This window comes from Halovulum sp. GXIMD14794 (assembly GCF_054457455.1).
Genome location: NZ_JBTLNF010000003.1, coordinates 228,547 through 251,140, shown reverse-complemented (window position 1 = coordinate 251,140; position 22,594 = coordinate 228,547). Strand labels below are relative to the sequence as shown.

21 protein-coding genes are annotated in these 22,594 nt (G+C 65.8%); 6 read left to right on the top strand and 15 right to left on the bottom strand.

What is annotated here, in order from left to right:
- Positions 1–39: 39 nt before the first annotated feature.
- From ACW9UR_RS03575 to ACW9UR_RS03540, 8 genes are all read right to left on the bottom strand, one after another.
- Complete coding sequence (locus ACW9UR_RS03575) at positions 40–1,002, bottom strand: sugar-binding transcriptional regulator (RefSeq protein WP_458915532.1); 963 nt, start codon at positions 1,000–1,002, stop codon at positions 40–42.
- Positions 999–1,679: an HAD family hydrolase gene (locus tag ACW9UR_RS03570; protein WP_458915531.1), complete on the bottom strand. Its 681-nt coding sequence runs from the start codon at positions 1,677–1,679 to the stop codon at positions 999–1,001. Before ACW9UR_RS03570 ends, ACW9UR_RS03575 begins: the two co-directional genes overlap by 4 nt.
- Positions 1,680–1,742: 63 nt before the next feature.
- A complete protein-coding gene (locus ACW9UR_RS03565; RefSeq protein ID WP_458916160.1) occupies positions 1,743–2,645 on the bottom strand; it encodes a 5-dehydro-4-deoxyglucarate dehydratase in 903 nt (300 codons plus the stop codon).
- 31 nt (positions 2,646–2,676) lie between these two features.
- Complete coding sequence (locus tag ACW9UR_RS03560) at positions 2,677–3,582, bottom strand: dihydrodipicolinate synthase family protein (RefSeq protein WP_458915530.1); 906 nt, start codon at positions 3,580–3,582, stop codon at positions 2,677–2,679.
- A 7-nt stretch (positions 3,583–3,589) separates the two neighbouring features.
- Positions 3,590–4,381: an NAD-dependent epimerase/dehydratase family protein gene (locus tag ACW9UR_RS03555; RefSeq protein WP_458915529.1), complete on the bottom strand. Its 792-nt coding sequence runs from the start codon at positions 4,379–4,381 to the stop codon at positions 3,590–3,592.
- Positions 4,378–5,319, bottom strand: coding sequence for a dienelactone hydrolase family protein (locus tag ACW9UR_RS03550; RefSeq protein WP_458915528.1), 942 nt, complete (start codon positions 5,317–5,319; stop codon positions 4,378–4,380). Before ACW9UR_RS03550 ends, ACW9UR_RS03555 begins: the two co-directional genes overlap by 4 nt.
- Before the next feature lie 88 nt (positions 5,320–5,407).
- Complete coding sequence (locus ACW9UR_RS03545; RefSeq protein WP_458915527.1) at positions 5,408–6,292, bottom strand: SMP-30/gluconolactonase/LRE family protein; 885 nt, start codon at positions 6,290–6,292, stop codon at positions 5,408–5,410.
- A 2-nt stretch (positions 6,293–6,294) separates the two neighbouring features.
- Complete coding sequence (locus tag ACW9UR_RS03540) at positions 6,295–7,044, bottom strand: FadR/GntR family transcriptional regulator (RefSeq protein WP_458915526.1); 750 nt, start codon at positions 7,042–7,044, stop codon at positions 6,295–6,297.
- Positions 7,045–7,170: 126 nt separating this feature from the next.
- Between ACW9UR_RS03540 and ACW9UR_RS03535 the strand changes: the two genes are divergently transcribed.
- From ACW9UR_RS03535 to ACW9UR_RS03510, 6 genes are all read left to right on the top strand, one after another.
- On the top strand, positions 7,171–9,099 hold the full coding sequence (locus ACW9UR_RS03535; RefSeq protein WP_458915525.1) for an ABC transporter substrate-binding protein: 1,929 nt from the start codon (positions 7,171–7,173) through the stop codon (positions 9,097–9,099).
- Positions 9,100–9,204: 105 nt separating this feature from the next.
- Positions 9,205–10,191: an ABC transporter permease gene (locus ACW9UR_RS03530; RefSeq protein ID WP_458915524.1), complete on the top strand. Its 987-nt coding sequence runs from the start codon at positions 9,205–9,207 to the stop codon at positions 10,189–10,191.
- Complete coding sequence (locus tag ACW9UR_RS03525; RefSeq protein ID WP_458915523.1) at positions 10,184–11,323, top strand: ABC transporter permease; 1,140 nt, start codon at positions 10,184–10,186, stop codon at positions 11,321–11,323. The genes ACW9UR_RS03530 and ACW9UR_RS03525 overlap by 8 nt, the downstream gene beginning before the upstream one ends.
- Positions 11,298–13,001 (top strand): ABC transporter ATP-binding protein, encoded by a 1,704-nt coding sequence (locus ACW9UR_RS03520; protein ID WP_458915522.1) that lies wholly within the window; start codon positions 11,298–11,300, stop codon positions 12,999–13,001. Before ACW9UR_RS03525 ends, ACW9UR_RS03520 begins: the two co-directional genes overlap by 26 nt.
- 40 nt (positions 13,002–13,041) lie before the next feature.
- Positions 13,042–14,193, top strand: a complete 1,152-nt coding sequence (locus ACW9UR_RS03515) for an enolase C-terminal domain-like protein (RefSeq protein ID WP_458915521.1) — start codon at positions 13,042–13,044, stop codon at positions 14,191–14,193.
- Positions 14,186–15,415, top strand: a complete 1,230-nt coding sequence (locus tag ACW9UR_RS03510; protein ID WP_458915520.1) for a glucarate dehydratase family protein — start codon at positions 14,186–14,188, stop codon at positions 15,413–15,415. Before ACW9UR_RS03515 ends, ACW9UR_RS03510 begins: the two co-directional genes overlap by 8 nt.
- Here the strand turns inward: ACW9UR_RS03510 and ACW9UR_RS03505 are convergent.
- The 7 genes from ACW9UR_RS03505 to ACW9UR_RS03475 are packed head-to-tail and all read right to left on the bottom strand — an operon-like array spanning position 15,409 to position 22,475.
- Positions 15,409–16,767 (bottom strand): FGGY-family carbohydrate kinase, encoded by a 1,359-nt coding sequence (locus ACW9UR_RS03505; protein ID WP_458915519.1) that lies wholly within the window; start codon positions 16,765–16,767, stop codon positions 15,409–15,411. The two genes, ACW9UR_RS03510 and ACW9UR_RS03505, sit on opposite strands and share 7 nt — an antisense overlap.
- A complete protein-coding gene (gene rhaM, locus ACW9UR_RS03500; RefSeq protein WP_458915518.1) occupies positions 16,764–17,078 on the bottom strand; it encodes an L-rhamnose mutarotase in 315 nt (104 codons plus the stop codon). Before rhaM ends, ACW9UR_RS03505 begins: the two co-directional genes overlap by 4 nt.
- A complete protein-coding gene (locus ACW9UR_RS03495; protein ID WP_458915517.1) occupies positions 17,078–18,061 on the bottom strand; it encodes an ABC transporter permease in 984 nt (327 codons plus the stop codon). The genes rhaM and ACW9UR_RS03495 overlap by 1 nt, the downstream gene beginning before the upstream one ends.
- Complete coding sequence (locus ACW9UR_RS03490) at positions 18,058–19,038, bottom strand: ABC transporter permease (RefSeq protein ID WP_458915516.1); 981 nt, start codon at positions 19,036–19,038, stop codon at positions 18,058–18,060. The genes ACW9UR_RS03495 and ACW9UR_RS03490 overlap by 4 nt, the downstream gene beginning before the upstream one ends.
- On the bottom strand, positions 19,035–20,570 hold the full coding sequence (locus ACW9UR_RS03485; RefSeq protein WP_458916159.1) for a sugar ABC transporter ATP-binding protein: 1,536 nt from the start codon (positions 20,568–20,570) through the stop codon (positions 19,035–19,037). The genes ACW9UR_RS03490 and ACW9UR_RS03485 overlap by 4 nt, the downstream gene beginning before the upstream one ends.
- 60 nt (positions 20,571–20,630) lie before the next feature.
- Entirely contained in the window at positions 20,631–21,629 is a 999-nt protein-coding gene (gene rhaS, locus ACW9UR_RS03480; RefSeq protein WP_458915515.1) for a rhamnose ABC transporter substrate-binding protein, read from the bottom strand.
- Positions 21,630–21,674: 45 nt separating this feature from the next.
- Entirely contained in the window at positions 21,675–22,475 is an 801-nt protein-coding gene (locus tag ACW9UR_RS03475) for a DeoR/GlpR family DNA-binding transcription regulator (RefSeq protein ID WP_458915514.1), read from the bottom strand.
- Positions 22,476–22,594 lie beyond the last annotated feature (119 nt).

Genomic DNA, 22,594 nt, shown 5'->3' with positions numbered 1-22,594 from the left:
GCAACTTGTCAAGGGAAAGCTTCCCCTGCGTCAGTCGGATCAATCGTCGAGAAGCGCCTCGGCGGTGGCCTCGTCGGTTATCAAACCATTGATAAGGTTCCCGTTCAGCGCACCGCGGATCGCGCGCAGCTTGCCCTTGCCTGCAGCAATGCCGATCGACAGACGATCGGGCTCTGGCTCCAGCCGGACACCGGCGACACGGGTGTTGGTGCCGCCAGACAAGTACTTCCCCGAATCATCGAATACCCAGCCGAGGATTTCCCCTGCAGCGCCCGCGGCCTGCATGTCGTCGAGTTCCGCCTGCGTCAGGAAGCCGTCCTTCAGGAGCGGCGGGTTCTCGGCCATCTCTCCGATGCCGACGAAATCGATATCCGCGGACTTGGCGAGCGCCCGCGTCCGGGCAACGGGGGCGAAGGCATGAAACACCTCGCGCTCTTCGGGCGTGGCGCAGAGGACCGGCAGCGGCATCGGGAAATGCGGTGCGCGAACCTTGTCCGCGATCCGCATGATGACATCGAAGAACGAGGCCGAGCCGTCGGGCGCAATGTTGCCGTTGAGCGAGACGATCTTGTGCTGGGGACAATCGAGTCTGCGCATCTCTTCGATCGAGGCGCGCAACGTGCGGCCGGTGCCCATGGCCACGACCTTGGGTTCCTCCTGCACAAGAACGCGTTCGATCTCTTCGGCGGCGATCGGCGCCAGCGCCGGGACCGGGTCGATCCCTGGCCCAAGCCCCAGCGCGACGCGGCAGCGACGAAGGCCGTAACGGCGCGACAGGCTGGCCTCGAGTTCAAGGCAGCGGGCGACGCGATGCTCGAGCCGGACGTGCACCAGTCCTTCGGCCATGGCGCGGGAGACCAGCCGTTGTGCCCGCTGGCGCGAGATGCCCATTTCGGCCGCAATCTGATCCTGTGTCATGCCGCCGATATAGGCCAGCCAGGCCGCGCGGGCGGCCTGGTCCAGCGACGTCGGGTCCTGATCCTGCGGTTTCTGAGGCTTCATGCGGGCGCCTCCGAGTTCATGAGATCGGGTCGAATCTGGAAGAAATCCGCGAAAGACGCAAATCGGCGGTGCGCCTCGCTGCCGAATTCGGGGCCAAGATCAACACCGCACAGATGCGAGCCACCGGTGAAATGCCAGACCTCGGCGCCTGCGGCGCGCCCCGCGCGGATGCCGTTCAAGCTGTCCTCGATCACGAGAGCGCGCGCCGGATCGACGCCCATCTTCCGGGCCGCGAGAAGAAACAGGTCCGGTGCCGGCTTTCCGCGCGGAACCTCGGACGCGGTGGTAACGCGATCTTTGAAAAGCTCCGTCAAACCAACGATTTCCAGAGAGCGCTTCACACGCGGTGCGCTGGAGCTGGTGGCAAGGCAGAACGGCAGGTTCAGCGCCTGCAGCACGTCCGTCACGCCGGGCATCACGCGCAGGTCTCGCTCGAATGCGGCCAGCAGGCGGGCGCGGTAGGAGGCTTCGAAATCCTCGGGCAAGTCGACGCCGAACTCGGCGCGGATCGTGGACAGCACCACCGGATAGCTGCGGCCGAGGAAATTTCGCGTGACATAGGCCGTGTCGATGGTGATTCCGCGCTCGGCCATTTCCTCGACCAGCATCTTGGCGCTGATCGCTTCGCTGTCGATCAGCACGCCATCGCAGTCGAAGATCACCAATTCCGTCGTCATCGAAATACTCCGCAGTCCCGGCCCCCGGTTTAGGATACGAGGGCCGGATGCAGAAGACCGAAATCAGCTTCGGTCGGAAATCAGTGCCTGGAGCATCTCGCGCTCTTCGCCGGTCAGGTCGGTCAGCGGCGTACGTACGGGGCCGGTATCAAAGCCCCGCAGCGAGACGCCGGCCTTGATCGCGGACACCGCGTAGCCGGTCTTGCGGTCGCGGATCTTGGCGAAGGGATAGTAGAAATCGCGCAGCATCGCATCGCAGGTCGCATCGTCGCCCGCGACGAAAGCCTTGTGGAAGGCCAGCGCGGTTTCCGGGACGAAGTTGAAGACCGCCGAGGAATAGGTATCCACCCCTGCCCCACGGAACGCCTGCGCGAACAGCTCGTGCGTGGGCATGCCCCCAATATAGGCGAGGCGATCGCCAAGGCCCGTCGTGACCCGCTTCACCGTGTCGATGTCGCCGGTGCCGTCCTTGAAACCGATCAGGTTCGGGCACTCCTCGACCAGCCGCGAAAGCGTCTCGGCCGAGCAGACGCTTTGACCGCGGTTGTAGACGATCACGCCCATGTTGGTGGACTGGCAGACCGTGCGGATGTGGGCCTCGATACCGTCCTGCGGCGCGCCAATCAGGTAGTGCGGCAGCAGCAGGATGCCGTCGCCGCCCGCGGCCTCGATGCCTTGCGCGATCTCGCAGGCCATGCGGGTGCCGTAGCCGCAGCCTGCGATGATCGGATTGCCGGGCTGGGCCTGCTTGGCGGTTCGGACGACCTCGACGATCTCTGACGGGGTCAACGAGAACAGCTCGCCGGTGCCGCCAGCGACAATGAGACCGGCGACCGGGTGCTGGGATAGCCATTCGAGATGCGCCGCGAAAGCGGTGGGGTTGAACCGATCCTCGCTGTCGAAGGGCGTGACGGGGAACGACAGCAGGCCGGAGCGGATGATGTCGCGAAGTGCGGTGGGTTCGATCATGGGATCCTCGGAAATAAGAGCCAGCGGCTCAGCGGGACAGAAGGCCGTTGTCGGCCATGAATTGTTGCAGGCGTGCGGACTGATCGTCGGTCAGCGGCCAGGCGCCGGGCGGACGGACGGCGCCGCAATCCTCACCCATCAGACGCAGCGCCGCCTTGACGCCGGTGACATTGGTTCCGCCCTGCTCTTCGGCGCGGATGTCCTCGAAGACCTGCATCTCGGCGATAAGGGTGCGGGCTTCTTCCCATCGCCCGGCTTCGAGGGCTTGGGAGATGGCCACAGAGCGTTCCGGCCAGACGTTGATCAGGCCCGAAGTGAAGCCGCGCGCGCCGACGGCATAGAACGTGGGCGCCCAGACCTCGGCAAGGCCGCCAACCCAGACGATGTGATCCGGTGCGGCCTCCATCGCGGCCTTGAGTTTCATGGGGTTGGGCGTTGCCCATTTGACGCCGACCACGTTCGGCAGCGCGCACAGTTCGGCGATGGCGCCGGTGCCGATAGCGTCGTTGCGCAGGTAAAGGATCAGCGGCAGCCCGCCCGAGGCCTCGCCCACGGCGCGGACATAGTCCGACAGGCCACGCGGGCTGACGAAAGGATCGGGCGGCTGGTGGATCATCAGTGCCGCCGCGCCCGCCTCGGCCGAGGTTCGGGCCAGACGGCAGGCGTCGCGAATGCCGCGCCCGACGCCTGCGACCAGTGGCACGCGGCCCGCAATGTGCCCGGCGGCGGCCTGCACCATCGCCTCGGCCTCGTCCAGGGTCAGCCCGTAGAACTCACCGGTGTTGCCGTTCGCAGTGAGGATGTGGACCCCCGCCGCGATGGCGCGTTCGACGATCGGAGCCTGGCGCTCGGGAGCGATCTCGCCCGCCGCGTCGAAGGGCGTTGCGAGAATGCCCGAGATGCCGGTCAGGGCCTTGGAAAGGTCGTGGGTCATGGCGGGGTCAGTCCTCGAAGATGCCATTGGCGGTGAACATCCCACCCTGGAAGATGGAATCCGGCGCGTCCGGCGCGGGGCGCGGTTCGGCATCGACCTTGGCGCGGAACGCCTCGCTGTTGTCTTGTGGACGCCATCCAAGGTAGCCGGTCTTGCCGTTGTCCCACCAGGACACGTCATTGTCCGAAGCGCCGTAGATGATCGGGCAGCCCAGCACCGGGACCGCGAAAACGCGCTCGATCAGGCGGACAAAATCGTCATAGCTTAGCCAGGTGGCCATCATCCGCTGGTTTCGCGGCTCGGGGAAGCAGGAGCCGATGCGCACGCAGGCGGTCTCGACGCCGAACTTGTCGTGATACATCGACGCGATCGCCTCGCCGAAGACCTTCGAGACACCGTAGAGCCCGTCGGGCCGGATCCGGGCATCCGCGTCTAGTTGCTCGGTCTGCCGGTGGTAGCCGATGGTGTGGTTCGAACTGGCGAAAACGATGCGCGGATTGCCGTGTTTGCGCGCCGCCTCGTAGAGGTTGAAGACCCCGTCGATATTGGCCGCGCGGATCACCTCCCACGTGTCCTCGGTCGAGCGGCCGCCCAGGTGCACGATGCCGTCGCATCCCTCGACCAGCCGTTCGACGGCCGCCTTGTCGCTCAGATCACAGAGCACGAGCTCCTCGTTCGGACCGGCCTCTCCGAGGTCCGCCACGTCCGAGAGGCGCAAGGTGTCGGCCATGTGCGCGAGGCGCTTGCGGCACTCGCTGCCCAAGCCCCCTGCCGCACCGGTAATCAGTAATCGTTTCATGTGATTGCCCCCAGATCCTGAGATTTCTCTTTCGCCGCAACGCGCTCCAGCAGCGCCATGACGCCGGCCCGCATGGCCGGTGTTTCCTCGTGCCCTGCCCGATCCTCCAGGCAGAGCGTCAGTTTCTCCGATGCGCCCGCGACGGCGTAAGCTTGCGCCAGCCGTGCGACCGCCGCCTCGCGTGCCGCAAGCGGGGTCAGCGCATCCCGCCCGCCGTGCGCTGCGAATTGCGGGCGCGGTGCGATCAAGCCGGCGATATCGCCAGTCTCGGCGATGCGTGCGAGGCCGGGCACCCACAGGTAGAACCCATGGGAGCCGTGCGCCCGCGCTTCGATCATCGATCCGAGGTCGGCCATCATGCACAGATGTGCGCAGCCCGCGACCTTCGGCTCAAGGGCTGAGAGCCAATAGGCATGCGCAGCGCCCATCGAAAGGCCGAGCGTTACGATCCGGCCTGCATCCACGTCCGGGCGCGCCGCGAGGTAACCGAATGCCCCCAGCAGGTCGGCGAGCATCGCGCCGAAAAGCGAACCGCCCCGCCAGAGCAGTTCTTTCGCGAGATCGTTCTCGGGCCCCTCTGGCTGGCGATCCCCGAAGCAGGCGACGTCGATGCAGAGCGCCGCCCAGCCCCGGCGCACGATATGCGGCCCATAGGGAGACAGCAGGGCTGCGCGCCCGTCCGTAAGTTCGCGCCGGCCGATGCAGTAGTCGCCCCCATGTGCATGGCAGTAGAGCACCGCGGGAAACGGGCCGGGTCCCTCGGGGCGCACGAACGTACCCGGGATCACGCCACTTGGTCCAAGGCGCAGGTCTTCGCGGATCGTTCCAGCCTCGCTGCTCTCCCGCAATTCCGCGCAGGTGAGCGGTGCCACCTCGGGAGGCAGTCCCAGAAGTTCGCGCAGGTCGCGGCGCAACAAGTTGGCGGCGGACTCGGTCATTCCGCGCGCTCGTCGTAGGCGGCGGCGCCAGCGAGCGCGCACGGCAGAAGGTCCGGGGAAATGAGTGATCCGATGGTTTTCACGCCGCCTACCCCGCAAACCTGGGTTGCGGCACGCCGGTCACGCCGAGGCCAGTGACGGCGAACAGGCTGCCTGCATGGGGCTGATCCGGATCGTCCTCGTAGCCTGCGCCGATCGAGGTGACGAAGAGCGTGTCGAGCCGCGGCCCGCCGAACATCGGCTTCGTGGGCTTCTCGACAGGCATGTCTATGACCCGGTCGATATCGCCGTCGGGCGTGATCCGGACGAGTTGCGCCCCGCCGACGCCCGCCATCCAATAGCAGCCGTCCGCATCCACCGTACCTCCGTCGGGCCGCCCGGCCCCGGCGCGGGTATCGAAGAACTCCCGCCGGTTCGAGGGCATGCCGCTGTCGAGATCGTAGTCACAGGCCCAGATCATCCGGACGTCGGGGTTCGAATCCGACAGGTACATGGTCCTGCCGTCTGGCGAGAAAGTCATGCCGTTGGTTGTCCAGACCGGCTCGAAATGCCGGCTTACGGTGCGGTCGGGATCTAGGCGGTAGAAGTGGCCGACCTGCGCGGCCGGGCCGCCGTCGTCCTTCATGGTTCCGGCCCAGAAACGCCCGCGCGGGTCGGTGGCACCGTCATTGAACCGGTTGCCGGGCAAGTCGGCCTCGGGGTCAGCCAGCGCCTCGCGCGCCCCGGTCCCCGGATCGTAGAAGTAGAACCCGCTCTGCGCCGCGACGATCAGCCCGCCAGCATCGCGGCGCGCGAGGCAACCGACCGGCTCACCGAAGTCGAAGCTGTCGTTGCGCCCGGCTTCGGGGTCGTAGCGGTGGATCAGGCCTCGCTTGATGTCCACCCACCAGAGCGAGGCATCGGACACATCCCAGACGGCGCCCTCGCCGACGCTGGAGCGGCTGTCGACCGCGATCTCGACCGATACCGACATGCTCACCCCCCCTTGAAGACGCGTTTCTCGGACAACTCGATGTGCGCGGCCATGACCTGACGGGCCCGGACCGGATCGCGGGCTTCGAGCGCATCGAGCAGCGCCCGGTGCTCCTTGCGGAACGGCGCATCGGCGGCGAAGGCGATCGGCGGGCTCATGCTGTTCACGAACCGCCCGACGAACTGCATGTGCGGGCGCATCAGGCGGACTGTCTCGAACAGGAAGCGGTTGCCGGACATGCCGGCGACGAACAGGTGGAAGCGCAGATCCTCTTCCAGCTTGTAGCGCCCGGTGACGGTCGACTTCTCGGCGTTCTCGACCATGGCGCGGAGATCGCGAAGGCCCTGCTCCGTCGCGTGCGTCGCGGCGAGCGCGGCCGCCTCGGATTCGATCATCTTTCGATAGGCGTACCAGGCCGCGATATCGTCGATGCTGCCGAGCGGCGAGAAGCCTTCCTCCTGCGCCGGCTCGCCGTCGGTCACGTAGCTGCCCGAGCCGCGGCGCGAAACGATCAGCCCTTCGTCGCGAAGCCGTGCCAGCGCGACCCGCACGATCGGGCGGGAAACGCCGAACTCCTCGGCCAATGCATTCTCACTGGGCAGGCGGCTTCCCAGCGGGAAGTGCCCCGAGCGGATATGGTCGAGCAGCGCGAGATAGACACGCTCGTCCAGCGAGCCGTCCTCCTGCCCGCCCTCGACCTCGTCATGGAGAGATTTCTGCACCACGTGACAGCCCTCAACTGCTTTGAACATCTCTTAGCAACTTTTCTATCAAAATTACAACATATGAGAATCGGTTTGACAGATTTTCGATTAGATGTTTCGCTTGTCAATCAGTGGCCGCCCCAGAATGCGGCCCGTTGCAAAGGGAGGATCCTGATGACCATCTCATGGCGCAAACCGCGCCTGCTTGCGCTTGCGGCCACCTGCAGCGCCCTCGTTGCGCCCTGCGGCGCACTGGCCTACCAGCAGGCGCCGTCGCTCGATTCCCTGGTGGAGTCCGGCGCCCTACCCCCGGTGGACGAGCGGCTGCCCGCCAATCCCGAAGTGATCACGCCGATCGACTCTGTCGGCACCTACGGGGGGACGATCCGCCGCGTGCTGGGCGGGTCGAACGATCACAACTCGATCCTGCGCTTCGTCAGCCCGCAAGGCCTGACCCGCTGGGACCCGGATTTCCAGAGTATAATGCCGAATGTCGCGGAAAGCTGGACGGTGAACGACGCCGGCTCGGAGTTCACCTTCAAACTGCGCGAGGGGATGAAGTGGAGCGATGGCGCGCCGCTAACCGCGGATGACGTGATGTTCTACGTCAACGACCTGCTCCACAACGAGGAGTTCTATCCGAACGCCCCCGCCCGCTATGTCGTCGACGGTCAGGTGATGACCGCAGAGAAGGTCGACGACTACACGGTGACGCTGAAGTTCGCCGCACCTTACGGCACCTTCTTGACCGAGCTGGCGACACCGCTGGCCCAGGAACCGGTGATTTGGGCCAAGCACTACTGCCAGCAGTTCCACCCGACCTACAACGACAACATTCAGGAAATGATCGACGCCACCGAAGCCGTCGACGACTGGCCGTCGCTGTTCCGCCTGAACTGCGGCGAGGTTGAGGCCCCGAACCGCTGGGCCAATGCCGAGCGCCCGACACTGGATCCATGGGTCGTGACCGGTGATGGCTACACCGCCGGGGCGACCCAGGTGATCATGGAGCGCAACCCCTACTTCTGGCAGGTCGACACTGACGGCAATCAGCTGCCCTATGTCGACAAACTCGAATGGAACGTCTCGCAGGACAACCAGTCGATCATCCTCGAGGCGGTCGCCGGAAATATCGACATGCAGGCGCGTCGGATCTCCAGCCTCGCCAACAAGCCGGTGCTGGCCGAGAACGCCGAAAAGGGCGGTTACAAGCTCTATGAGCGGCGCAACTCGAACTCCAACACCATGGCGATCCACTTCAACCACACCCACAAGGATCCGGTGATGCGCGAGGCGATCCGCAACAAGGACGTGCGCGTGGCGCTGTCCCATGCGATCGACCGCGAGGAGATCATCGACATCGTCTACCAGGGTGTCGGCGAGCCGTTCCAGATCGGGCCGCGGCCGGGGCATACGCTCTATAACGAGCAGCTTGGCAAGCAGCACACCGAGTACGATCCGGACCTTGCGAACGAGATGCTCGACGCCGCCGGCTATGACCAGCGGGACGGCGACGGCTATCGCCTGTTGCCCAACGGCGAGCGGTTCGAGTTCAACGTCCAGTACACCGGCATCGAGGTGCCGCAGTGGGGAGATGCGCTGGAGATCATCAAGGAGCAGTGGGAAGAGATCGGCGTCGGGCTGAACATCGGCTCGGTCGAGCGTTCGATCTACTACAGCCGCGGCGAGGCTAACGAGCATGACTTCATGGTTTGGGGCGGCGCTGGCGGGCTCGACCCGACGCTGGCACCGCGCGACACCATCTCGGTGCACCCGCAGGCCAGCTGGTACGGCATTCCCTGGGCGCGCTGGTACCTGTCGGGCGGCACGGAAGGCGAGGAGCCGACCGAGGCTATGAAGACGCGCCTGGCGCTCTATGACGACTTCAAGAAGGAAGCCGACCAGGAGAAGGCGCTCGATATCTTCCGCGAGATCCTGCAGATCGCCGCGGACGAGTTCGAGATCATCGGCGTGTCGCTTGCCCCCAACCAGTTCGGGGTGGTGAACAAGAACCTGCGCAACGTGCCCGAGAGCCTGCCGGGATCGTGGATGTATCCCGATCCGGGCCCGACGCTGCCGCAGACCTACTACTACGCGCAATAGCGCGTGGCAGGGGCGGCCCCCACCGCCCCTGCGCCGGCCCCACCCCGCGGAACCCCTTCGGCCGGGGCCGGCTTTCCCATCGCGCAATTCAGGACCACAGGCCTCATGATCTGGCGCTTCATCATCAAGCGGATCCTCTGGATGATCCCCTTCCTGTTCGCGGTCTCGGTGGTCGCGTTCCTGCTGATCCAGGCGCCGCCGGGCGATTTCCTGACCACCTATATCGCCAAGCTGGGCGAGTCGAACGAGGTGCTCGACCAGGCCACCGTGGACAACCTGCGCGCCCGCTTCGGGCTGGATCAGCCGCTATACGTCCAGTACTTCAAATGGGTCAGCCGCCTGCTGGTCGGTGACTTCGGCATGAGCTTCGAATGGCGCCTGCCGGTGTCGGACCTGGTGTGGGGACGGATGGGCCTGACACTGTGCCTTTCGTTCGCGACGCTGCTTTTCACCTGGGCGGTCGCCTTTCCGATCGGCGTCTACTCTGCGGTGCACAAATACTCGGTGGGCGACTACATCGCCACGACCATCGGTTTCATCGGCCTCGCCACCCCGAACTTCCTGCTGGCACTGATCCTGATGTATGTCGGCGTCGTCCACTTCGGCAGTGATGTCGGCGGGCTATTCTCGAACGAGTACAAGAACGCGCCCTGGTCCTGGGCCAAGGTCTGGGACCTGATGCAGCATCTGTGGCTGCCGGTGGTGGTGCTGGGCACCTCGGCCACGGCGAGCCTGATCCGCATCATGCGTGCCAACCTGCTGGACGAGCTGAACAAGCCCTATGTCGACACCGCGCGCGCAAAGGGCCTGTCGGAATTCTGGCTGATCATGAAGTACCCGGTGCGGGTCGCCCTGAACCCGTTCGTCTCGACCATCGGCTGGGTGCTGCCCAACCTGGTCTCGGGCGCGGTCGTCACCGCGATCGTACTGAGCCTGCCGACTGCCGGGCCGCTGATGCTTCAGGCGCTGCTGGCACAAGACATGTACCTGGCCGGGGCCTTCGTGCTGCTGCTTTCCTCGTTGACCGTGATCGGGATGTTGATCTCGGACATCCTTCTCGTCCTGCTCGATCCGAGGGTGCGCTATGAGTGACACGACCCATTCCGCACCGGCCGCAAGTTCGGGCAGCGCCTCGGACCGCGTCGCCATCGCCTCGCAGTGGCAGCTGACCTGGTGGGCTTTCCGAAAGCACCGGCTGGCAATGATCGGCCTCTGGGTGATCGGGCTGATGTATTTAATGGCGCTGTTCTGCGAATTCATCGCGCCGGACGATCCGACCAAGCAGAACCGCCGCGCCGTCTTCCACCCGCCGCAGATGATCCACCTGATCGACAGTCGCGAAGATGGCTGGTCGATCCGCCCCTACGTCTGGGAGATGGACCGCGAGCGCGATCCCGAGACGCTTGCGGTCAGCTATGTCCCGTCGGGCGAGAAGATTTACCTGACGTTCTTCGGCAAAGGCGAGGAATACAGGTTCTGGGGCCTCTTCGACACCGACATCCACCTGCTCGCGACCGAGAACCCGCGCGACAAGTTCTTCCTGCTGGGTGCGGACCGGCTGGGCCGGGACATGTTCAGCCGGGTGATGTACGGAACCCGGATCTCGATGTCGATCGGCCTTGTTGGCGTCGCGATCAGCCTGATCCTGGGGATCACGCTGGGCGGGGTCTCGGGTTATTACGGCGGGCGGATCGACGCGGTGATCCAGCGGCTGATCGAGTTCGTCCTCAGCCTGCCGACGATCCCGATCTGGCTGGCGCTGGCCGCCGCTCTTCCCCCGTCCTGGCCGATCTACCAGCAGTATTTCGTCATCACCCTGATCGTCAGCCTCGTCGGCTGGACCGAACTGGGGCGCGTCGTCCGGGGCCGGTTCCTGGCGATGAAGAACGACGATTTCGTCATTGCGGCGCGCCTCGACGGCGCTTCGGAACGGCGGATCATCTTCCGGCACATGCTGCCCTCACTGACCAGCCACATCATCGCCTCTCTGACGTTGGCGATCCCGCTGATGATCCTGGCCGAGACCAGCCTCTCGTTCCTCGGCCTCGGCCTGCAGCCGCCCGCGATCTCGTGGGGCGTGCTGCTGAAGGAGGCGCAGAACATCCGCTCGATCAGCCAGGCGCCCTGGCTGTTCGTCCCCGGCGGCTTCGTGGTGATCGCGGTGCTGGCCTTCAACTTCCTCGGAGACGGAATGCGTGATGCAGCAGACCCCTATGGCCAGTGACCGCCCGATCCTGTCGGTCGAGAAGCTGAACATCGGCTTCAACATGCGGCAGGGCATGTTCGACGTGCTGCACGGCGTCAGCTTCGAGCTGCACCGGGGCAAGACCACGGCCATCGTGGGCGAGTCCGGGTCAGGCAAATCGGTGACGGCGCGGGCGATCCTGAACATGGTCCCCCGCCCCGGCGTCATCAACGGCGGGCGCATCCTGTTCCGCCCCTCGGCAGGCGAGGAAACCGACCTGACCGCGCTCGACCCGCGCGGCAAGCCGATCCGGCAGATCCGCGGCGGGCGCATCGGGATGATTTTCCAGGAGCCGATGAGCTCGCTCTCGCCGGTGCACACGATCGGCAACCAGATCGTCGAGGCGATCCGGCTGCATCGCGACGTCTCGAACAAGGAGGCCCGGGCGATGGCCCGTGAGGTGCTGGAGCAGGTCGAGATCCCACGCGCCGAAAAGGCGCTCGACCAGTACCCGTTCGAGTTCTCGGGCGGGATGCGCCAGCGCGCGATGATCGCGATGGCGCTGTCCTGCCACCCGGACGTGCTGATCGCGGACGAGCCGACCACCGCGCTCGACGTGACCACCCAGGCCGAGATCCTCGACCTTATGGGCAACCTGCAGCGCGACCTCGACATGGCGATCATGTTCATCACCCATGACATGGGCGTGGTGGCCGAAATCGCCGACGACGTTGTCGTCATGGAAAAGGGCCATGTCGTCGAGACCGGCGAGACCCGCGCCTTGTTCCGGCACCAGACCCATCCCTACACGCGCAAGCTGCTGGGCGCGGTGAAGCGCCTTGACGAACCGGCGGCGGCCAAGGTGCGCCCGGCGGCGGACGCCGACGACATCCTGCGCGTCGATGGTCTACGACTGCATTTCGAGAAGCGCGAGGGCTTCTTCCAGCGAGTCACCGATACGACGAAAGCGGTGGATGGGGTGAGCTTCACCCTTAAACGCGGCGAGGCGCTGGGGATCGTCGGCGAATCCGGCTCGGGCAAGACCACGGTCGGACGCTGTATCGCGCGGGTCTACGATCCGACCTCGGGCGAGATCGACTACGACGGCGTGGACCTTGTTTCGGCGGGCAAGGGCGAGCTACAGACCTATCGCCAGCAGATCCGGATGATCTTCCAGGATCCGTTCGCGTCGCTGAACCCGAGGATGACGGTCAAGCAGATCATCGCCGAACCGCTGATCGTGAACGGCCTCGCCCGCGGCCAGGAGCTGGAGGACCGGGTGGCCACCCTGCTGCGGCAGGTCGGGCTCGATCCCGGCATGATGGAGCGCTATCCGCACGCGTTCTCGGGCGGGCAGCGGCAGCGCATCGTCGTCGCCCGCGCCATCGCGCTTGAGCCGGAACTGGTGATCGCCGACGAGCCGACATCGGCGCTCGACGTCTCGATCCGGACGCAGGTGCTGGACCTGCTGCTGCAATTGCAGGCCGAGATGGGGCTGTCGTTCATCTTCATCAGCCACGACATGGCGGTGATCCGCTATTTCTGCGACCGCGTGGCGGTGATGTACCGCGGCAAGATCGTCGAGATCGGCGAGACCGAGCAGATCATCACCAATCCCCAGCATCCCTACACCCAGGCCCTGCTGTCCTCGGTTCCTATCTCGGACCCGGCCATGCGCGGCACGCGGCAGCGCCACCGCTACCACGGCGAGGCATGAATACCGCCGCTCACCCGGCGCTGACAAAGAAGGAAACGGCATGAAAATCGAACGGGTGGAGGCAAAGGTCTTCCGGCACAGCACCAACCAGACGCGGGACAGTGACGGGCATTCGCACCCCGGAGAGATCGGACAGACCACCTCGGCGCTGTTGGTGATCACCTGCGACGACGGCACCACCGGTCACGTGATCGCCCGGCCCGGCGACATCGAGGAGCCGCTTCTGGCGCAGTTCATCCGCCCGATGCTTCTGGGCGAGGATCCGATGTGCACCGAGCGGGTCTGGCAGCGGCTCTACAAGTCGCAGCGCGGCAGCGGCATGAAGCTGACCGACCGGATGCTCTGCGCGGTGGATCTTGCACTGTGGGACCTGATCGGCAAGGCCACCGGCCAGCCGGTGTGGAAGCTGCTGGGCGGCTATCGCGACAAGATCCTCGCCTATGGTTCGACCATGTGCGGCGACGATCTGGAGGGCGGCCTGGCGACCCCCGACGACTACGGGCGGTTCGGTGAATGGCTGGTCAGCGAACGTGGTTACAAGGCGGTGAAACTGCACGGCTGGATGCCCCCCATCCCCGGCGCCCCTGACGTTCGCAAGGACTATGCCGCCTGCGCCGCCGTGCGCGAAGCCGTGGGGCCTGACATCCCGCTGATGCTGGACCCGAACCACTGGTATTCGCGCGCCGACAGCCTCTGGCTCTGCAAACGGCTGGAGGAGCTGGGCTTTCTCTGGATCGAGGAGATGATGGAGGAGGCCTCGCTCTCGTCCTACCAGTGGCTGACCGAACGGACGCCGGGGCTGATGATCCTCGGCCCCGAGTCGATGACCGGCAAGCACTGGACCCGCGCCGAATGGGCCGCGAGGGGCGCCTGCGACATGATGCGGACCGGCGTCTGGGACGTGGGCGGCATCGGCCCGGCGATGAAGACCGCGAAACTCGCCGAAAGCTTCCACATGTCCTGCGAAGTGCACGGCACCGGCGCGGGCAACATGGCGGTCGTGGGGGCGATTCCGAACACGACCTACTACGAGCGGGGCCTGCTGCACCCGTTCATCGACTATGACGAGCCCAAGGACTACCAGAACCGGATCGACGACGAGATGGACGCCGACGGCTATGTCCATTTCCGGAACGAACCGGGACTGGGTCAGGATCTGAAACTGGACTACATAGAGGCCAACCTTGTCTGACCTGCGCATTACCGACATCCGCGTCACGCCCATCGCCTTCTACGACCCTCCACTTCTGAACAACGCGGGCTGCCACCAGCCTTTCGCGCTGCGCTCGATCATCGAGGTCGAGACCGAGGACGGCGTGATCGGTCTGGGCGAAAGCTATGGCACCAAGCCGGTGCTGGACGGGCTGGCGCAGGTGATCCCGGGACTGATCGGTCGCGAGGTGACGGACCTGAACGGGTTGTGGTCGGTGGCGGGCGCGCGGCTGAGCGACGATGGCGACCGGCTGCTGCCCCGCGTGGTCGGCGCGATCGAGGTGGCGCTCTGGGATGCTTTCGGCAAGAGCACCGGGCGGCGGGTCTGCGACCTGCTGGGCGGGCAGGTCCGGGCCGAAGTACCGTTCTCGGCCTATCTTTTCTACAAGTTCGGCCGCCATGCGGGGGCGGATGCGGACGACACTTGGGGCGAGGTGCTGACCCCCGAAACGCTGGTCGACGAGGCCCGGCGCATGATCGACGCGCACGGTTTCCATGCGATAAAGCTGAAGGCCGGCATCCTGGAGCCGGAGGCGGAAATCGCCGGGCTCGAGGCGCTGCGCGCGGCCTTCCCCGAGGCGCCGCTGCGGATCGATCCGAACGCGGGCTGGACGGTCGAGACCTCGCTGCGGCTGCTGCCCCGGCTCGAAGGGCTGATCGAATATCTCGAGGACCCGGCGCCCGGTCTGGACGGCATGGCGGCGGTGCAGGCCAAGACCGATCTGCCGCTGGCGACGAACATGTGCGTGGTCGCGAACGCGCATCTTCCGCCCGCCATCGCGCGGGATTCGGTGCGGGTGATCCTTTCGGACCATCACTACTGGGGCGGGCTGGCGGCCAGCCGGGACCTGGGCCGGATCTGCGACATCTGGGGCCTTGGCCTGTCGATGCACTCGAACTCGCATCTCGGCATCAGCCTTGCGGCGATGACGCACCTGGCGGCGGCGACACCCAACCTGACCTACGACTGCGACACGCACAGCCCGTGGCAGGTCGACGAGGTGATCGAGGGCGGTCCGCTTGTGTTCCGGGGCGGCGCACTCGCGGTGCCTGAGGGGCCGGGGCTCGGCGTCACGCTGGATCGGGATGCGCTGACACGGCTGCACCGCAACTGGCTGGAGCACGGCTACGAGACGCGGGACGACGAGGCCGAGATGCGCAAGCACAAGCCGGACTGGAACTTCGCCCGGCCGCGCTACTGAACGGCGGCGCGCCAGCGCCCGGCATAGGCGGCCAGCCGGTCCGCTGCGGTCGGTTCGGCATGAACAGGCGGCGGCGACAAACGCGCGGCGCCAGCCGCCAACAGCGCCGCGCCCTGGCTCGTTCCCGTCGCGCTACTGCTGTACTGCACTGGGCGCTGCGTAACAGCAGCCAGCATGTCGAGGTAGGGGCGGTTGCGGGCGAACGGCCCTTCCACGACGGTTGCGCCCGTCGCACCGATCAGGTCCAGGCATTCGGCGGTCATGAGTGCAAGGTAGAAGGACAGCGCTGCGCCTTTCTCTCCCGGGTTCAGGCCCTCGCTGGCCCATCCGCCCGTGCGACCGCGGAAAGGGCCGCTGCCGGGATCGACAGCAGGCAGCAACGCCGGAGCGCCAGACAAAACCTTGGCCACGTCGTCTGCCGTCGGGTCGGCGGTTTCGCCGCGCAGCATCTCGTACTCGCGCCCGCCCATGAAGCGCGCCGAGGGCGTCGGCGCGCCCAGCGCATTGACGTTAATTAGTGTGTCCCGGTCCGGGTCGAGCGTCACCGTCCGACCGCCGATCGCCATGCAGATCACCCAGGTCCCGGTGGAGACCACGCTCAATGGCGGCTCGAGGCTGCGCAGGTGCGGGAGAAGCGAGGCGTTGCTGTCGTGGATGCCGCAAAAGACCGGAGTATCGGGTCGCAGGCCAGTGGCGCGAGCGACCTCGGGGAGGATCGGACCCAGGCTGTCGTCCGCGCGCGCCAAAGCCGCCATGTGACCACCGAGTCCGAGCCGCTCGACCAACGGGCTGAATCCCCCCTGCCCTGGCGCCCAGAGGTCCGTGTGGCAGCCGAGCGAGGTGTACTCGCAATGGTACCGACCGGTCAGGCGGCCGGACCAGAACTGCGGGTAGGTCACGACCTGCCCCAGCCGCCCCGCCAGCCCGCGCTGCGTCTCGAGCAGCCAGTGCAGCTGCGCCCCGAGGTTCAGCCCCATGCCCAGCCGGGGCGAGCCGGTTACTTCAAAGCCAGGTCTAAGCGCATCATAGGCGGTGGCGAGGGCATCCGGCCCGTCGTGCTCGTAATCAAGCACCGGGCAGGCGAGCCCTCCGCCCGGGTCCAGCAGCGCACCCGATGCGCCGTGGGTGGTGACGCTGATCGCCTCGATACCATGCGCGCGGTGAAGCGCGGCGAGAGCCTCGGTCAGGAAGGACCAGATGCCGTCCACGTCGAAATGAGGATAAGGCGCTGCGTCGATCACCGTGTTGGGCCGGGTCAGCACGCCCAATTCGCGCATGGTGCCGGTGTCGACCACCGCCAGCTTGGCGTTGGTCTTGCCGATGTCGATGACGGCGACGCGCTTCGCGGTCATGGCATGTGGAACATCGGGACGAGGTCCTTCACCACCGGCTTGTCGTCGGCCTGCGTCTCCATCACGTCGGCCATGTAGGCCCACCAGCGCTGCATGACCGCGTGCGCGGGCAGATCGTCCATGCGGTGATCCTGCGTGCGCCAGAGTACGCCGAACAGCGTCCCGGTCTCCTCGTCCAGGTGGATCGAGTAGTCCGAGATGCCCGCGCCCTTCAGCAGCTCGACCAGCTCGGGCCAGATCTCGTCATGGCGGCGACGGTATTCCTCAGCACAGCCCGGGTTCAGCTGCATCTTGAAGGCGTATTTCTCCATCATCTTCTCCGCATGGCCCAGAGCCTGGGCAGCGCGATCACGGCGATCAGCAGCAGGCCGATGAAGATCGACATGACGATGCCGGGCACATTCAACAGGCCAAGGCCAAAGGTCACCAGCCCCATGACGAAGGCCGCGATCACCACGCCGGGGATCGAGCCCGAGCCTCCGAGGATGTTGACTCCGCCCAGCACGACCATGGTCACGACCTCGAGCTCCCAGCCGAAGGCGATCGAGGGCCGGGTGGAGCCGAGCCGCGACGTCAGGCAGATCGCCGCGATCCCGGACATCAGCCCGGTCAGCAGGAACAGGATGAACTTCACCCGCTGCACGCGGATGCCCGAGAACAGCGCGCCGGTCGCGTTGTTGCCGATGGCGAAGACCGCCCGGCCGAAGTTGGTCCGGTGCAGGAGCACGCCATATACGACGGCCAGCAGCGCGAAGAGGACGAACTCGAACGAGATCACCCAGAACACGTAGCCCTGCCCGAAGAAGGCGAACTCGGGCGGGTAGCCGCGATAGGCCTGATCGCCGAGCACGATGTAAGAGATACCGCGGAACAGGCTCATTGTGCCTATGGTCACGACGATGGACGGCAGCCCCATGACGGTGACGAGAAAGCCGTTGAATGCCCCGCAGAGCAGGCCCACGCCAAGGCCGATGGCGACAAGCTCCGGCGTACCAGCCCCGAGCTGCACCGCCGCGCCCATGGCTGTCGAGGCCAGGGCAATGATCGAGGCGACCGATAGATCGATCTCGCCCGAGATGATCAGCAGTGCCATGGCGAAGGCGATCATCGCCTTCTCGGTGAAGTTGAAGGTCGCGTCGCTGAGGTTCCAGGCGTTCAGGAAATAGGGCGAGGCGAAACTGTTGGCGACGAAGATTGCCAGCGCGACGGCCAGCAGCAGGCTCTCCCAGCTTTTCAGCAGGCGCGCGGCGGTGCTTTCCAGCCGGTCGGGGATATGGCGGACGGCGTCGGTCATGCGTGTCCCTCGGCGCGTTTTAGGATGATGCGGCCTTTGGAGCGGTTGGCGCGGGCGTTGAAGGCAACGGCGATGACAATGGCCCCGCCCGAGATCGCGAGTTGCCAAAAGGGCAAGATGTTCACCACCGGCAGCGCGTTCTTGACCACGCCCAGGAAGAGTGCCCCGAGGATCGCGCCCAGCACTGTGCCCGCGCCGCCGGCAATCGAGATGCCGCCGATCACGCAGGCCGCAACGACCTCCAGCTCGAACCCGCCGGCGATGTCTACATAGGCGACGGAATAACGCGCGACCCAAAGATAGCCGGTAAGGCCAGCCAGAGCGCCCGAGATCACGAAGGCCCAGAACTGCGTACGGCCGACGTCGATGCCCGCGTAGACCGCCGCGTTCGGGTTGCCGCCGACCGCATAGAACGCCCGGCCCAGCGGCGTGCGCGCCACCATCAGGAAGAACAGCGCCGCAACCGCGATGGCGATCCAGCTGAGCATCGGAATGCCCAGCACCTCGGCGCGGGGGAAGCCGGTGAAGGCAGCGCTCATCTCGTGGGCGTTGACCCACTCGCCGCCCGAGATCACGAAAATCAGCCCCCGGTAGATCGTCATTGTTCCAAGCGTCACGACGATGGGCGGGATCGAGAGCTTCCAGACCAGAAGCCCGTTGAGCGCCCCCATCGCGGCGCCAAGCGTCAAGGCGATCAGCAGCACGACCGGAACCGGCACGCCTGGCATAGCGGCGTTCAGCATCGCCACGACCATGCCGGTCAGCGCCAGGTTTGCGGCGACCGAGAGGTCGATACAGCGGGTCAGGATCACAACCGTCTGGCCCAGCGCGAGGATGATCAGCGGCGCTGTGTCGTTGAAGACGTTGCCGAGGTTGGCGGGCGCGATGAAGCCGGGGAAGCGACTGGCGATCAGCGCCAGTAGCGCAAGCAGCGCGCCCAGCAGGATCGCCTCGCGGGATTTCAGGAACTGGATCATGCGGAGCCTCCGCCGATGCCCGCCGCATGGCGGACCAGGGTTTCCGGGGTCAGTTCGTCGCCTGAAAGCTCTGCCGCGATTAGGCCTTCGCGCATGACGATCACGCGGTCGGACATGCCGAGGATCTCGGGGATCTCCGAGCTGACCATGATCACCGCCAGACCCTGCGCGGCGAGCTCGGCCATGAAGGCATGGACGGCGGCCTTCGAGCCGATGTCGATACCCTTGGTCGGCTCGTCGAGGATGATGACCCGAGGTTTGGTCGCCAGCCATTTCGCGATGACGACCTTCTGCTGGTTGCCGCCCGAAAGGTTGCCGACGTCCTGGTCCAGTGCGGCAGCGCGCAGGTCCAGCCGCTCGGTGTATTCGCGAGCCAGAGAGAACTCCTCGGCCAGCCGCAGGAACCCGTTGCGGGAGGTCTGCGAGAGTGAGGGCAGTGTGACGTTCTGGAAGATCGGCAAGCCGATGATCGCGCCCTGCTTGCCCCGGTCCTCGGGGACGTAGACGATGCCGTTGGCGATGGCGTCGGCGGGCGAGCGGATCACGCGGATATTGCCGTCGATGCGCACCACACCCTTGGACGGCTTCGTGATCCCGAAGAGTGCCTGCATAAGTTCGGACCGCCCTGCCCCGACAAGGCCGTAGAAGCCTAGGATCTCGCCCTTGCGAAGCGTGAATCCGATATCGTCGAACTCGGTCGGGTGCGCGTAACCGACGACTTTCAGCACCTCGTCGCCGGGGGCGTGGTTGCGCTCGGGGAAGATCTGGTCGACCGAGCGGCCGACCATCATTCGCACCAGTTCGGCCTCGTCAACGTCGGCGATCAGGCCGGAGCCGACGTGCTGACCGTCGCGGAACACGGTGTAGCGGTCCGCGATGCGGAAGATCTCGTCGAACTTGTGGCTGATGAACAGGATCGCCCTCCCCTCGGCCTTGAGGCGCTCGACCAGCTCGTAAAGCTCTTCGATCTCCTTTTGCGAGAGCGCGGCGGTGGGTTCGTCCATGATGACCACGCGGGCCTCGACCGAGAGCGCGCGGGCGATAGCCACGAGGTGCTTGTTCGCGATACCCAGTTCCCGCAGCGGCGTCATCGGGTCGATACGCGCATCGATACGGTCGAGGATCTCGGACGCGCGGCGGCGGATCTCGGGCCAGTCGATCAGGCCAAAGCGAGTGCGGGGCGCATGGCCGATAAAGATGTTTTCGGCCACGGTCAGCTCGTCGAAGAGGACCGTTTCCTGGTGTATCGCGGTGATCCCGGCGGCGGTGGCGTGCTGCGCGGTCGGGAAGCGTGTCGCCGCCCCCTCGATGCGGATTTCGCCGCCGTCGGGCTGGTAGATACCGGTCAGCACCTTGACGATGGTGGACTTGCCCGCGCCGTTCTCGCCCACCAGCGCGGTGACCTGGCCAGGGTAGAGCTCCAGCGAAACCTGGTCGAGCGCCTTCACGCCCGGGAAGGTCTTGGTGATCCCCGAGAGGCGCAGAACGGGCTCGGCTGCGCCGGTCCCGGCTTGGGTGGCGGGTGCGTTCATCAGCATCGTCATGTCCGAAAAAGGTCCGGCGCGCAGAACCTCCCGCGCGCCGGAACGCGATCAGAAGATGTCCTTGAACTGATCGATGTTGGACTCGTCGTAGACGAAGGGATCAGCCATCGCGCCCTCGTTGTTGTCATCGAGGGTCAGCGAGCCCATCCGGCCCATCGGGATCTCTGCGCCCGGCGCGGCCTCGGCCTGATCGGTGGCCAACTGGTAGGCGAGATAGGTGGCCGAATACCCCAGATCGATCGGGTTCCAGATCGCGAAGGACTTCGACGCGCCGCTCTCGATGGCGCCAGCCATTTCCGACGGAAGGCCCAGGCCGGTGACGTTCACCTCGCCCACCTTGCCGGCATCCTCGACCGCCTGCGCGGCGGCCACGATGCCCACCGAGGTCGGCGCGATGATGGCGTCGAGGTCCGGGTAGGACTGCATCAGGCCCTGGGCTTCGCGGTAGGATTTGTCGGCGAGGTCGTCACCATAGACGGTGCCCACGACCTCGATGCCGGGGTAGTCGCCCATGACCTTTTCCATCTCGGCGATCCAGGTGTTCTGGTTCGTCGCCGTGGCCGAGGCCGACAACACAGCGACCTGGCCGCCATCAGGCAGGTGATCCGCGGCAAGCTTGATGATCATGTTGCCGATCAACGGGTTTGACGACGGGTTCAGGTGCAGCTCGCGGCCCTCGGGCGCAACGCCGGAATCCCAGCTGATCACCGTGATCCCCCGATCCATCGCCTTCTTCAGCGCCGGCACCAGCGCATCGGTATCGTTGGCCGAGACCGCGATCGCATCGACCTGCTGGGCGATCAGCGAGTTGATCACCTCGATCTGCCCCTCTGCGGTGGTGTCGGTCGGGCCGGTGTAGATCACCTCGACATTGCCCAGTTCCTGCGCCGCTTCCTCGGCGCCCTCGGCGGCTGCCTCGAAGAAGCCGATGCCCAGCGCCTTGACCACGAGCGCGATGCGCACGTTGTCTTGCGCCTGAGCCGCGCCGCCGGCCATCATCAGCGCGGCCATAGCCGCGCCGCCGAACAGTCTTCTGCTGATGCTCATGTTGTTCCTCCCTTGGTGAGCATTCTTGTCGTTCTCTCGCCCGGTTCAGGCCGGGCCTGTCTTCTCCGCCGCCGGGGCCTCGGCCACGATCAGCCTGATATCCGCTGCCTCGAGCATCGCCGCGACACGGTCGGTCACACCCTCGTCGGTGATGACCACGTCGATGCGCTCGAGCGGGCAGAGGATGAGGCTGGAGCGGTTCTCGAATTTCGAGCTGTCCACCAGCACCACGAGTTCGTCCGCCTGCCCGATCAGCTTCTCCTCGGCTTGGATCAGCAGCGGGTCGGCCTCCATCAGCCCGAGAGGCCCAAGCCCCTGCGCCCCCATGAACATGCGCCGCGCGTAGTAGTTGCGGGCCATGTCGCTGTCGAACGGGCTGAGGATGATGTTCTGCTCCCGGTAGAGCGCCCCGCCGGGCACCAGCACCGTGTTCTTGGAGTGCTTCAGCAGGTGTTCGGCGATGGGAAAACTGTTGGTCATCACCTGCAACCGGCGCGACGCCAGCGGGTGCACCATCTGGAAGGTCGTCGTGCCGCCGTTGATGATGATCGGCTCGCCATCGTCGCAGAGCGCCACGGCCTCGCGCGCGATGGCCTGCTTCTGTGCGATGTGCATGGTCTGGTTGACCGAGAACGGGCGCCCGGCAAGGCCCGGAAGCGGCGGCGGCGCGACGGCCTCGGCCCCGCCCCGAACGCGGCGCAGGCGTTTCTGCATGTGCAGGGTGGCAATGTCACGGCGGATGGTGGCCTCGGAACTGCCAGTCAGCGAGACAAGTTCGGACACGGTGGCGACGGGGCGCTCCTGCACCGCCGACAAGATGACCCTGTGCCGCTCCTTCTCGTGCATCCGTTCCTCCCGTTTCCGCAACGGTCGGACGATTCCCCACTAAAGTCAATCATAAACTGTCATATTCAATCATATTGCAGCGCACAATGATTGAAGTTGATCGAAACTGGTTGACTTGG

Bases quoted from the DNA above. Each gene is read 5' to 3' on its own strand.
- ACW9UR_RS03575 (WP_458915532.1), bottom strand. From the start codon at position 1,002: ATGAAGCCTCAGAAACCGCAGGATCAGGACCCGACGTCGCTGGACCAG.
- ACW9UR_RS03570 (WP_458915531.1), bottom strand. From the start codon at position 1,679: ATGACGACGGAATTGGTGATCTTCGACTGCGATGGCGTGCTGATCGAC.
- ACW9UR_RS03560 (WP_458915530.1), bottom strand. From the start codon at position 3,582: ATGACCCACGACCTTTCCAAGGCCCTGACCGGCATCTCGGGCATTCTC.
- ACW9UR_RS03555 (WP_458915529.1), bottom strand. From the start codon at position 4,381: ATGAAACGATTACTGATTACCGGTGCGGCAGGGGGCTTGGGCAGCGAG.
- ACW9UR_RS03550 (WP_458915528.1), bottom strand. From the start codon at position 5,319: ATGACCGAGTCCGCCGCCAACTTGTTGCGCCGCGACCTGCGCGAACTT.
- ACW9UR_RS03545 (WP_458915527.1), bottom strand. From the start codon at position 6,292: ATGTCGGTATCGGTCGAGATCGCGGTCGACAGCCGCTCCAGCGTCGGC.
- ACW9UR_RS03540 (WP_458915526.1), bottom strand. From the start codon at position 7,044: ATGTTCAAAGCAGTTGAGGGCTGTCACGTGGTGCAGAAATCTCTCCAT.
- ACW9UR_RS03535 (WP_458915525.1), top strand. From the start codon at position 7,171: ATGACCATCTCATGGCGCAAACCGCGCCTGCTTGCGCTTGCGGCCACC.
- ACW9UR_RS03530 (WP_458915524.1), top strand. From the start codon at position 9,205: ATGATCTGGCGCTTCATCATCAAGCGGATCCTCTGGATGATCCCCTTC.
- ACW9UR_RS03525 (WP_458915523.1), top strand. From the start codon at position 10,184: ATGAGTGACACGACCCATTCCGCACCGGCCGCAAGTTCGGGCAGCGCC.
- ACW9UR_RS03520 (WP_458915522.1), top strand. From the start codon at position 11,298: ATGCAGCAGACCCCTATGGCCAGTGACCGCCCGATCCTGTCGGTCGAG.
- ACW9UR_RS03515 (WP_458915521.1), top strand. From the start codon at position 13,042: ATGAAAATCGAACGGGTGGAGGCAAAGGTCTTCCGGCACAGCACCAAC.
- ACW9UR_RS03505 (WP_458915519.1), bottom strand. From the start codon at position 16,767: ATGACCGCGAAGCGCGTCGCCGTCATCGACATCGGCAAGACCAACGCC.
- rhaM (WP_458915518.1), bottom strand. From the start codon at position 17,078: ATGGAGAAATACGCCTTCAAGATGCAGCTGAACCCGGGCTGTGCTGAG.
- ACW9UR_RS03495 (WP_458915517.1), bottom strand. From the start codon at position 18,061: ATGACCGACGCCGTCCGCCATATCCCCGACCGGCTGGAAAGCACCGCC.
- ACW9UR_RS03490 (WP_458915516.1), bottom strand. From the start codon at position 19,038: ATGATCCAGTTCCTGAAATCCCGCGAGGCGATCCTGCTGGGCGCGCTG.
- ACW9UR_RS03485 (WP_458916159.1), bottom strand. From the start codon at position 20,570: ATGAACGCACCCGCCACCCAAGCCGGGACCGGCGCAGCCGAGCCCGTT.
- rhaS (WP_458915515.1), bottom strand. From the start codon at position 21,629: ATGAGCATCAGCAGAAGACTGTTCGGCGGCGCGGCTATGGCCGCGCTG.
- ACW9UR_RS03475 (WP_458915514.1), bottom strand. From the start codon at position 22,475: ATGCACGAGAAGGAGCGGCACAGGGTCATCTTGTCGGCGGTGCAGGAG.